Origin of the sequence: Alkalibacterium sp., assembly GCF_046484155.1 — a bacterium.
Classification (GTDB): domain Bacteria; phylum Bacillota; class Bacilli; order Lactobacillales; family Carnobacteriaceae_A; genus Alkalibacterium.
Window position 1 is genome coordinate 1 of record NZ_JAWOBT010000120.1, and the last position, 12,790, is coordinate 12,790.

Genomic DNA, 12,790 nt, shown 5'->3' on the forward strand with positions numbered 1-12,790 from the left:
GCTCATTCTCTTTCGTCCCATAATAGTTTGTTTCGGTACCTTTCCATCCTTAAAGCTTTCACTATACTCGATTTAACCGTCTCTAGATCAGCAGATCTATCAGATACAAGCGTACCTACGCCCATCTAATAGAATGCAAATTTGTATGTTGATGCTTGCTCGAACACTAAATTCTTTTCTAGTTACAGCAAAAAAAAGCCCCTTAGTGAAAGTCAATGAAATAAGACGATTCCACAGGAGGCTTAATTATATCGGTCAATAACTGATGCTATAATTAAATTTTTTCAGTTTGATCAGACACATCCACTTAATATTGAGCTTTCAATTTCTTTCGTCGCTGAAGCTCCATAACAGCTTCATTAAATTCTTTTTCAGTAAACTTGTAGAAATACATTAAGATCAAGCGAATCAGAGAACCTACCGCCGGCAACAGCGCAATAACGAAGAATAATCCTGTTAAAGCACCTTCTGTCTGAGCTTGATTTGGCACATAATTTATAAGTGTCAAGATGACGCCTGTTGCTCCACCAGCAATAGCGATAGACAGCTTTCCTGTAAATGTCTGACCAGAAAAGGTCACAGCTTCTGAGCGTTGACCTGTGCGGACCTCTGTTAATTCAATAGTTTCAGCGAGCATAGCAGAAATCAGAGGGCCTGTAGCGGTATATAAAACCATGGTTAAGGTCATAAATATCAATACAAGTGTGACGTTCTGATAACCACTTAAAAAGAATAGAACACGAACACCAATATCGATACTTAAAATTGTCATAAGAATATGTTTTTTGTAAAAACGTTCCGTAAGCATCGGGATGAAAAAGAATCCAATACAACTGACTAAGCTAATAATACCGAAAGCTGCCATAAGAGAGGCATTATTCAAATTGTACGTGAAGAAGAAAATGTTCAAGGCAAATGTAATGTTAATGAACACATTACAAAAGAATGTAGCTAAGACTATAAACATCGGTTTATTCCCTTTAACGATTTTTATAGCATCTCGAATTCTCACTTTCTTCTCAGAAGGCTTAACACGTTCTTTTGTGTTTTTAAAACCAAAAAACATAAAAGGGAGCATTAAAACTGACAATATAACGACCGCCATAAAGAACCCATCATTTAAATTACCGCCCCCTAGGAACTCTGCCAACGGAGTAAACAGTAGGGTCGGAATACCAATCCCTACAAATACACCCAGATTAGCATAAGTAACTAATTTTGTCCGTTCTTGGGGATTCTGACTCATTACAGCTGACATGGACCAAAATGGTACATCCGAGAGTGTGTAAAACACTCCCCATAGAATATATGTGCTGCCTGCGAACAAAATTGATCCTGTCGGTCCCAAATTGACTGGTAAAAAGGCAATTATGGTAATCGCAAAAATAAATACAGGCATATACAACAAATACTGCCTAAACTTTCCATGTTTAGATTTTTTGGTGTCCATGATCGAAGCCATCAAAGGATCATTTGCTGCATCGAACGTTCTAGCGATGACAAATATGGTACTAGCAGCTAAGGCTGATATTCCTAAAATATTAGTATAAAAATACATAATAAACGTTCCAACTAAACCAAAACTTATACATTGGCCCATCCCATAACTAAAATACGACAAAACCTCTTTGTTGCTTATTTTTTTCTGTACAGGCAAATCAACCTTTACCCCGTTAGCATAATGTTCCATTATTTGATCTTCCTTCCGTTATTCGAATATAAATCCACCAGCGTGCTTATAATTCAAAAGCTTGCGAACTTTAACGGGATCAAATTTGTGTTGATGGTCATGAGTTAGTAACCCGTTAATCTCCTGTTCAACATCTGATAACTGCGTATAACAGAAACCACAAAAATGTTCGTTGTCCATAACGCTCTTAACTAGGTCCTCTATGCGACCAAATGCCTCTTCTTTTGATTTCGGCCTGTCTCCATATCCCCATGCTTCCTCATCCAAATTTTCTGCATAAGCCACTCCACCAAATTCACTGAGTAAAATAGGTTGTTCTTGATAGTGATAACCACTTGCGTAGTTGTATTTCTTACTTGTTTTGGAGGGGGCTTCATTAGCAAATCGATCAACATCAAGGTAAGTTTCACTCAGGAGTTTACTGTTTTGACTATAATCATGGATGGTTAAGATATCGGTCATAGTGTGTTCCCAGCCGTCGTTACCAATGACTAGTCTCGATCCATCCAGCGCTTTTGTTAATGTATAAAGTGAATTAACGAAATGTTGTTGTTGCTCGTTTTTAAACACCTCATTGGCGCCCCACGATTCGTTCATAACGGTATAAATGATCACCGATGGATGATTGCGGTGCTTTTTAACAATTTCTTGCCATTGATTATACACTCGCTGAACTGTTTTAGTATGAAATAGATAACTGCTTGGCATTTCAGCCCAAACCACTAAGCCAAGTTTGTCACATAAATATAAATAGCGATGACTTGAAACAGTCTGATGTTTTCTAAGTCCATTAAAACCCATCTCTTTGATTTTGACCAAGTCTTCATACTCTATTGATGAGTTAGGGGGTGTCATAAGCGTTTCACCATAGTAACCTTGGTCTAGTATCAACTTTTGATAAAAGTGTTCGTTGTTTAATACTATATCTTTCCCTCTTACACCTACATTCCTCATACCAAAATAGCTTTTCACTTGATCTATCGTTTTGCCGTCTTTTTCTAAAGTAAAGATAATATCATATAAATGCGGCTGATCTGGAGTCCAATACGCTAAACGGAAATCCGGATAATCCGAATCTACCGGTATGACAGATTCTGTATATCTCTGGATCTGCTTCAGGACTATGCTTTTAACGGGGCGTCCATTCAGCTTAACTTCGATCCGAAGGTCATAGTGGACATTTTTCGCGGACCCCATCGAAGTGTGTGCGGCTAAGTTCAATACGCCCAAGTCGATATCCGGAGTCATTTCAACCGACTCTAAAAAGGTATCGCTTACAAATTCTACCCAGACAGTCTGCCAGATACCTGTCGTTTTTGTATACCAGCACAAGAAGTTGTGCCCTTTCCATGATTGCTTACCTAGCGGTTGATCACTTCGATGGTTATCTTCGACTCTCAAGGTGATGATTAACTCATCCTCTTGTTTACCCAATTGATACACTACTTGAAACGGATCAAAGCCACCTTCGTGAACAGTACATTTCTTTCCGTTGATCCAAATAGTAGCAAGATAATCAACAGCTTCAAAATTCATTAAAGCTTTCTTCCCTTTTTGATTAGCTGGCACCTCGATTCTTTTTTGATACCAAATAATATCCGCTTGATTGCTTATAGAAACATCTCGATTGCTTTCTTGAACATACGGAACTTCGATTGTTTGTTGTTTTGGAAAATCATTCACCCAATCAGATTCCTCACCTATGTCATCAGCATCGCTTGCAAAACCCCATGTACCTCTTAACTCAATCCAATTGCTTCTTTCGAACTGAGGATTAGGTGCCAAGTCCTCCTCTGGTTGAAACAAATCTGATCGCTTCATTACCATTCTCCTTTCACATCATCTATTTCATTTTATTACTTTATTACTGTTTTACTAGTAATAAAGTTTTTTCTAGATACTTATACCTTCATAATAATTATAAATGGGAAAATGAATTTAGTAAAAATGTTATAATTTTACATTGCCACTGCAACTAAACACGCCTTTTCCGCAAGATGTGAAGCGCTATCATAATTCGTTTTTATTATAACCTCTTTTAACGTAATAAAGCAAGCATTTTATTAATAAAAATAAAATGCTTGCTTTATTTAGATACTGACTTTTAATTTTATACCCTGTTCATAGTTTCCAAAGCGGTTCCCAAAGAGATTAAAGCCACCCTTATTAACAGCATTATCTTTGACTCCTATTTTCACAGATATGAAAGGATGCTTTTCTAATTCTAAATCCTCTATACTCAACGAGCTGATTTTGACATCATCCAGAAAAATTCCAAATTTCGTTGCGGACCATCTTTTCAACATTCCATATTGAGAGAAGTTTGTGTTCCACCAAGCAGGCGTCAAAAGTCCCCTCTCACCACCGAAATCACTTGGTGATGTCCATGTTCCTATTTCATGGTCGTTGATCCATATTGTTATATCTGATGGCCAATCCTCTTTGTGATTTGGCGCTTCTGAGCACAATTCTGCTGAAACTTCAATTTCTTCCGCTTTCTTACCATCGGGTATTTGATTTTGATATCGGTACTCAACAAACCCATGTCTCATAAAAAGGAGTTGTGCGTTTCTACGATCGATATTATAAAAAGAGCGCGGATCATCTTGTATGCCAATGTAAGATTTATAATTAACTAATCCGCAATTGGGCTGCACGTAACAATCAAAATATTCCCCAATAGGCATATCGATCACATATTGATTTTCAAATCGCTCTTCTTCATGGATAAATAAATCCAATAATATCCTATCATAATTCTTAGCGCTTACTTTCTGAGTGCCTCTTCCCGGTACAAGTTCTGTTGAAATCAAATTTACTTCCTCTAATTTTTTTACATTAGTGGCTGTAGTAGAAAACGGCAAATTCAACTTATCTGCAAGTTCGTTTACATTATATGGTTGAACACTCAACAGTCTTAATATATCTAGGCGATGCTTATTCGCGACGGCCTTCAATACGGCAAGAGATTCTTTATTCGCAGCAAGGTGCTTTGTCTTCAATTTTTATCCCTCGTTCCTTCAAATATTATACTTATCATATCACAGACCTTTTTCATCAAGCACAAAAAAACAATTAAATTGATGATCTATTAGAAAGGTGTCTTGTTAATATGCTTTTATTTATCATTAGTCTACCAGAAGTTATAACTATTCATTTAAACTTTATTTTTTTCTGAAAAGCAGTAAGACTGTCACATCCTTCTTCAAACAAGTAACTTAGTCGATGATAAATAGGCGTGAGTCCTTTATAGACAGCCACATCAGCTAGATTCGGTTCAGTGACCTCTTTCATTTTCACCCTATTTTTTACTTCAGATAAATCGACGATATCTCCGGGGAACAACGATTCACAAGGCCACTTCTCCCTTCATTATTTTTCTATAGAAAGTATAGCACCCCCCACATGCTCGGATCATTTCAGTGTAAAAAGAACATACAAGACAAACGTGCTGCGTCTTGTATGTTCTAAAATTATTTTAATTATCCTGAAAGTCAGTTATGCTTCAGTAAGTGTGACTTCAACTCCGAAATGGTCGCTGACTACCGGGCCATTTTGACCGTCAAAGACTACACGGTAAGAAGCGATTCCTTTTTCACTGTTAGTAAAGATATAATCTATGCGCTTTTCATCCGTATGGTCATCCCAGCCGTCAATGGCACTGGATACTGTGGCGTCTCCAATTTTCTCTTTGGCTTCGATGAAAGCATCAGTCAGATAAGGCGCTGTTTCTTTGATGTAGTCATAACCTTCTTGAGACACGGATGCTTCATTATTGAAGTCGCCCATGACCAGGAGCGGAGAACTTTCTGCGTCCTCAACTGATTTGAGTGTCTGATTCCATTCGTGTTTAAACAGTTCCTCACCTGACGCATCTTGCCACCAGGAGTAATGGCAGGAAACAACGGTCCAGTTCTCTTGTTCACCCCAGGTTGCAGCTCTCAAAAGACGCCTCGTGTAATGATGGGCATAGTCCTTACTTTTTGACACGCGCAGACTCTGTGCTTCAATCGGATATCGAGAAAGGATCGCTACCCCTTCATCATAGGTGTCATACCCGATATGGTTAGCAGTCCAGCTCCAGAAATAAGACAGCCCTCTAGCCCGCAGTCCTTCAACGATCAGCAAGGCAAAGTTATCTGCTTTTATCTCCACGTCCGGATGGTCTCCGGTTGGTCTGACAAAGGTCGAATCACTTACTGTTTCAGCATCCATCGACTGATTGACCTCCTGCAGCGCTATAAAGCTATACTCGTTTGCGGCGAGCCAGTCGATAAGTTGGTCGATTTTTTCTAAAGGCTTTTCTTCCATCCACGCATGCGTGTTAAGCGTCAAGACTTTCATCTTTTAGTCTCCTTACGATCTGTTATTTAACGGTTCCTATCCTGTCTGTTGCTTTCACATCATTGCTGGCTGTTAACTCAAAGGCTTGATCCTCTTTCAAATTGGTAAAGATGACCATGATCGAGGTATCTTTACCGGCTTCTTTCACCTTGCTTTGATACATAGTGGCAAGGGGCTGGCCCGCTTTGATGTATTGGTCTTCTTCGACCAATACGTCAAAGGCACTGCCTTTTAAGTCTACTGTATCAATGCCCATATGAACCAGCACTTCTAATCCTTCAGCCGTTTCCAGACCGATCGCATGTTTCGTCGGAAAGATGCTTCTAACCGTTCCGGAAACGGGTGAAACGACATCATTATCTGAAGGAACGACCGCAAAGCCATCGCCCATCATTTTTTGAGAAAAGACCTCATCGTTGACTTCTGTAATAGGTAACACCTGACCCTTAGCTACAGAATAGATGGTTTGAGTGCTTGTTTCCGCTGGTGTCGTCGTTTTATTTGTATCGGTTAAGTTCTTCTCAGTCGTATTCATTTCTGAGGGCTCTTTATCGGCGAGTGACGATGCCGGAATGGGTGCACCGGAATCCAGTACATCTATAATATCCGATTTCAGGACATCGGCTTTTGGCCCATAAATCGCTTGAACACCTGTATCTTTTTTTACAAGTCCCATGGCTCCCGCCTTTTTCCACTTCGCTTCACTGCCTACTTTATGCGTGTCTTTAACCGTCACACGCAGTCGTGTCATGCACGCATCCACGTCCGAAATGTTTTCTTTACCACCAAGTAAATGGATGATATCGTATACTTGTTGGGAAGCATCAATTTTTTCACCTGAAGCTTCGTCCTGGCCATTGCCTTCATAATTCCCCATACGTCCAGGAGTCGCGTATCTGAAACGTTTGATCAAGAAGTCCGCGATGAAATACATAACTACAGCGAACAAGATGGTGACCCAAATGAAGTTGAATATGTCCCAACCTAATCCGGCGCGTAAGGCTAAAGGTGTCCGGGATAAGAGTTCGATATTCCCAAAGGAATGGATACGAAGTGGCACAATATCTGCCATCGCGAAAGCTAACCCTTGAACCACTGCATATACACCATAAAGCGGCATCGCTGCAAACATAAACATGAATTCCAGAGGTTCCGTAACTCCGGTTAAAAAGACAGCCAATCCAGCAGAAACATACATGGATTTGTAGGATTTACGTTTATCTTCGTCTACATTTTTATACATCGCATAAGCTAATCCCATCAGGGTTCCGGAAGAACCGATCATTTGTCCGACTTTAAATCGTGCAGGGATAAAGTTTTCCAAAGCGAATTGATACGTACTCGTGTCACCGGCCTGATCTAAATTCACCAAGTCTCTTGCCCAAGCCAGCCATAAAGGATCCTGACCGAAGACAAGCGCGCCTTGTTGGGCCCCGCTTAGAATCTCATAGGTTCCACCTAGCGCCGTGTAGTTAATTGGAATGGTCAACATGTGATGCAGACCAAACGGCAGGAGCAAGCGCTCAAGTGTACCGAATAAGAATGGAGCTAATATTGGTGCTGTGTCTTGTGATTCAGCAATCCAGACTCCAAAATTGTTGATCCCGCTTTGAATGATCGGCCAGACGACTGCTAAAACCATTGCAGCGATCAGCGACCATAAAATGACCACGAATGGCACAAACCGTTTCCCGTTAAAGAAAGACAGGGCATCCGGTAATTTTCTGAATTTATAGTATTTATTGAAAGCCATGGCTCCCATAAATCCGGCTATGATCCCGACGAAGACACCCATGTTTAAAGCAGGCGCTTCCAAGACGCTGATGAAGTAGCCATTTACAGGGATCTCTGTCCCAAACAGTGTCTGCGTGACAGCTGCTTCATCCCCCAGCATATCTTGGGTAACTCCAAAAACTGCCCCAGTGATACGGTTGATCAAAATGAAACTGATTCCGGCAGCAAACGCGCCGCCCGCTCTATCTTTCGCCCAGCTTCCACCGATGGCTAGAGCAAACAGGATGTGAAGATTCCCAATGATCGCCCAACCGATGCTCTCAATGACACTTCCTACCGCAATCAAAGCCTGCAGATCAGGATTGATCAGCGGAATAGACCCACCGATACTGATCATTAAACCAGCTGCCGGCATGACCGCGATAACACCCATCAAGGCTTTACCAAATTTCTGCCAGAATTCAAAATTCATTATCTTTTTCATCATTCTTCTCCTCTACTCAACACTTATTTTATTCATTCAATGTATAATAATTCGGATCGCGCCATACTTTTTGTTTCGCCACTTTATAGACACGTGCTTCGTATGGACGCAGCGTCATGGTTGCATTTGATTCATCTCTGACAGTGTAATTGCTCAGTTTCATTTCTCCCAGTTCCAATTCTTCTGACAAGTCAAACTCGGTCGACTGATTGAAGAGATTGACCATAACCACATATTTAACCTTATCGTAGGACCTCATATAGGCATAAACGTGATCATGCTCTTTGGCAATGAGTTCATAACGACCATAAATCAGCGTTGGTGTCGTCTGACGCATTTGAATCATTTTTTTATAGTGATAATAAATTGAATCCGGATCATTTAAAGCCTGTTCCACGTTGATATCCGGATAATTCGGATTGACGCCAAACCAGGGGGTTCCCGTTGTGAAACCAGCTTCGGGTTCGTTGGACCACTGCATCGGTGTCCGTGAATTGTCACGTCCGTTTTTCCAGATATAAGCCATGATCTCCTCATGCGTTTTTCCGTTATCGGTTTCAATTTCATACATATTCTTCATACCCACGTCATCGTAGTCTTCAATAGCCTCGAACTGAACATTGGTCATACCGATTTCCTGACCCTGATAGATAAACGGCGTGCCCTGCATGAAGAAGTAGAACGTCGCCAGTGCTTTAGCTGATGTCTTTCTTAAGTCCCCATCATTGCCCCAGGTTGAAACAGACCGAGCGAGGTCATGATTCTCAATAAACAGCGCGTTCCATCCGCGACCATCCAGGCCCTTCTGCCAGCGGGTCATGACCGCTTTGAGTTCGTGAATGTCCAAGCCGTCGCCGTTCGCTCCCCAAAGACCCAAATGCTCGAACTGGAAAATCATATTGAAATAACCGTTGTCTTCGCCAACCCATCTATCCGCATCTCGGATCGTCACACCGTTTGCTTCGCCTACGGTCATCACGTCGTACTTGTTCAGTGTGCGCTCAGCAAATTCAGAGAGAAACAGATCGATCCCTGACTGATTCATATGGCCATCAAACGATGGCACGTATTTTTTGTTCAGGGGGTTCGGCATATTAGGAAAGCCGTTTTTCTTTTTGATATGTGAAATCGCATCCACTCGGAAGCCATCGATCCCTTTATCCAGCCACCAGTTCACCATTTCATATAATTTCTCACGGACATCTGGATTATCCCAGTTCAAGTCCGGTTGTTTTTTAGAGAAGACGTGCATAAAGTACTCTTTCGATTGTTCATCATATTCCCAAACGGAGCCTCCAAAAATCGATTCCCAGTTATTGATTTCTGAACCATCCGGCATCCCTGGATGCCAGATATAATAATCTCTATACGGATTTTCTTTAGAAGAACGCGCTTCAATGAACCATTCATGTTCATCCGACGTATGGTTGATAACGAGATCCATAATAATCCGCATCCCACGTTTATGGGTTTCTTCCAGTAACTCGTCAAAATCATTCATCGTACCGAATTCCTGCATGATCATGTGATAATCACTGATATCGTAGCCGTTATCATCATTCGGTGACTGATAAATGGGGCTGACCCAAATGACATCAATGCCCAGTTCTTTGAGATAATCGAGTTTTTGAATGATACCTCGTAGATCACCAATACCGTCTCCGTTGGAATCGTTAAAACTGCGCGGATAAATTTGATACGCGACCGCTTGTTTCCACCATTGTTTTTTCATTTTGTCTGTGTACACTCCTATGTAACCGTTAATATTTTTCTCGAACTGAATCGAACTTGTCTAGACAATCTTGATTCTTTGGCAACATCCTTTATCTTATAGTCTCGCTTCGATTGTTTCAATACTTATCGAATTGTTATCGGTATCATTATTTCAAAGTGAAGAAAATACGAAAAAAGCATAATGACTTATCAAGTTCCGATAATGAAAAGAGCTCTTGCCTGAGGGAAGAGCTCTTTTCATTAGATTTATTTACTTGTTTTGACCTGGTGCATTTTTGCTTGGATCTTCTTTGGACAGATCTCTGTCTGTAAATAATAGGACAGAAGCCGTCAACGCATCCAGTGTTACAGTGTTTCCTGAAACGGTCACACCTTCCGGATCGTCGATTGGACGTATTCCGGCTTGTTTGGCATCAACTAGCACATAGCCGTCTGTCAAATCTGAATCCAACGTCAAGGAGCGTTCTTTGTTGTCCGCATTGACTGTCACAAGATAGCTGTCGCCATTGGCATCTTCAGTACGGTAAACGATAACCAAGTCTTCGGATTCGACTTCCGGCACGTCTACCAGTGAAACCATTTCCGCAATTTCTTCCATCGTTCCTTTACTGAATGCATCCGTACTTTTTCTCAACTCAATCAAGCCTGTTGTGTATGACTGGGTCAAGGTATGGATAGGGTAGCCTTTTTTATTCGTGGCTTTATTCCAGTCAAATAGATTGACAGCATCCGTTGAGTACACTGAATCATGAATAAAGTAGGGGTATACGAACGGTTCCCCTTCTTTATCCGTCATGAAAATTGAACGGTCAGGCGTTTCCTCATCCGGAACACGTTCAGTGAAACGAGCATTTCTGAACTGTTTCGTACGTCCAAACTCCTGCCCAGCATGAAGGAATGGAAGACCTTGCGCGGTCAGTACCAGCAGATTGCCCAAACGAATCCGCCTGTGTATTTCTTCTTGGTGGTATTCAGGATCTTTCTGGATAGACTGTGCAATCACATCATGTAGGGTAAGGTTGTCATGAGCCCCAATATAAGGGACCACATCACCTGGATCCGTTGCAGTGAAATTATGCGGATTGGCTGTCAGATTATCATAAATATGCTGAATAGAACGTGGCCCTCCGGTGATGAAGCTCGGTTCTCCTTCATTTTGGAATCCAGATTTAAGCTGATTACGGAAGTCATCAGAAAATGAACTCACCCTGTCAGTATGCTGTATCCAGTCCTGATCGGCAGGCATGACATCTTCGGAGTCTTCATCCCCTACAAAGGTGCGCCAGCCTTCACCGATCATTAAAATATTAGGATTCAATTTTTCGGCTTCATCCAAAGCGATTTGAATGCTTTCAGCATCATGGTCTCCCATCATATCGAACCGGAAGCCATCCACTTTATATTCTTTTGTCCAGTTAACGATCGAGTCTACAAGTACACGCCGGGACATGGCATGCGTCGTTCCCAATCGTCCGCCGCCAAAACTTTCTCTTGGTTTACCGTTTTTACCCATAAAGTAGTAATAATTTGGTTCCAGATCCTCGAATATATGCAGACGGGCAGTGTGATTATAGACAACATCTAAGATGACACCCATTCCACATCGATGAATGGCATCGACCAAGTGTTTAAATTCTTCAATACGTCTTTCAGGATCTCGTGGCTCTTCAGAGTACATTCCAGTCAATGCAAAGTAGCTCTGCGGATCGTAACCCCAATTATAATTCGTACCATTAGAAGCATAGTGAAGCATACGCTCGTCATTACTAAATTCATTAATAAAATAATAACTCATGACCGGCAGCAGCTGAACGTGCGTTACGCCTAAACTTTTGATATAGTCTAGTTTTTCGATAAAGGCACTGAATGTCCCGAACCGGCTTTCCAGTTGATCCTCGATTGACGGATCAGAAGTAAAGTCTCTGACATGAATTTCATAAATAACCGCATCTTCACGTTTTTCATATCCCTCGATCTCGGCATAATCCAGCTTAGGTCCGATTGTTTCCGGATTCACGATAGCGGCTTTTGCTATATGATTATCCGGATCGGTACTGTCCCAAGCAGCCAGTGAGCGCGCGTACGGATCGAGAGCCAACACTGATTTGCCTTCCCTTTCGATTTCATAATGATAGAAGTAAGCTTTCACGTCAGCTAGTCCAGTGTTTTCTTTATTTAAGAGCATTTCCCATACCCCGGAACCAGTCACTTCCATTTTTATGTCATCTTTGATTACACATGTCTGATCATCTTTATCATATAAGATGATCCGAACAGCAGCTGCGGTGGGAGACCAGACTCTCAGCGTGGCGGTTCCGTCTTCATGGAGACAGGCTCCTAATTCTCCATCATAAGCATAATGGCTGTCCTTGATCCTCCACCCCATCAAGGCTGAAACTTCATTGTCTTCTATACGAACGGTAAATGGCGCATTATCCATATTGAACGTGCTCTCCAAGATCATATTTTTTCTATCATTATTTATCGATATGGATTCAATAGCTAATACTTCTCCAAGACCAGTTATCACTTCCAAACTAGTTCTTATATCTTCTTTTTTTAAAAGTTTAGCAGAGTTGAAAAAGACTTTTATCTGATTTTCCGAAATGATTTCTGCACCTATTATACTAATATTGTTCGTATGATGTGGGTAAGTATAAATAATATCGTCTCCTTTTCGCATAATTCCTGAGTATCATTGGTTAAAACGGCAGCCTGAAGAACTATCCATTTTACTGGTCAGTTTTTTCGGCTATAACAATGCACCCTCCTTACGTGCATAATGCACAGACAAGGAGAGTGCC

General features: G+C 41.2%; 8 protein-coding genes. All 8 read right to left on the reverse strand.

What is annotated here, in order from left to right:
* Positions 1–307: 307 nt before the first annotated feature.
* Positions 308–1,690 carry an MFS transporter gene (locus R6U02_RS08745; RefSeq protein ID WP_410263232.1) on the reverse strand — a complete coding sequence of 461 codons (1,383 nt, stop codon included), beginning with the start codon at positions 1,688–1,690 and terminating at the stop codon, positions 308–310.
* Between the two features lie 18 nt (positions 1,691–1,708).
* The gene (locus R6U02_RS08750) at positions 1,709–3,511 is read right to left on the reverse strand and encodes a glycoside hydrolase family 2 protein (protein WP_410263233.1); all 1,803 of its coding nucleotides are present in this window, start codon (positions 3,509–3,511) and stop codon (positions 1,709–1,711) included.
* Positions 3,512–3,780: 269 nt separating this feature from the next.
* On the reverse strand, positions 3,781–4,692 hold the full coding sequence (locus R6U02_RS08755) for an ArsR/SmtB family transcription factor (RefSeq protein WP_410263234.1): 912 nt from the start codon (positions 4,690–4,692) through the stop codon (positions 3,781–3,783).
* A 151-nt stretch (positions 4,693–4,843) separates the two neighbouring features.
* On the reverse strand, positions 4,844–4,990 hold the full coding sequence (locus tag R6U02_RS08760; protein ID WP_410263235.1) for a hypothetical protein: 147 nt from the start codon (positions 4,988–4,990) through the stop codon (positions 4,844–4,846).
* Positions 4,991–5,188: 198 nt separating this feature from the next.
* On the reverse strand, positions 5,189–6,034 hold the full coding sequence (locus R6U02_RS08765) for an endonuclease/exonuclease/phosphatase family protein (protein WP_410263236.1): 846 nt from the start codon (positions 6,032–6,034) through the stop codon (positions 5,189–5,191).
* Positions 6,035–6,056: 22 nt separating this feature from the next.
* Positions 6,057–8,252 carry a PTS transporter subunit IIBC gene (locus R6U02_RS08770; protein WP_410263246.1) on the reverse strand — a complete coding sequence of 732 codons (2,196 nt, stop codon included), beginning with the start codon at positions 8,250–8,252 and terminating at the stop codon, positions 6,057–6,059.
* 28 nt (positions 8,253–8,280) lie between these two features.
* On the reverse strand, positions 8,281–9,984 hold the full coding sequence (locus R6U02_RS08775) for a glycoside hydrolase family 13 protein (RefSeq protein WP_410263237.1): 1,704 nt from the start codon (positions 9,982–9,984) through the stop codon (positions 8,281–8,283).
* A gap of 252 nt (positions 9,985–10,236) precedes the next feature.
* On the reverse strand, positions 10,237–12,669 hold the full coding sequence (locus R6U02_RS08780; protein WP_410263238.1) for a pullulanase: 2,433 nt from the start codon (positions 12,667–12,669) through the stop codon (positions 10,237–10,239).
* Positions 12,670–12,790: the final 121 nt, after the last annotated feature.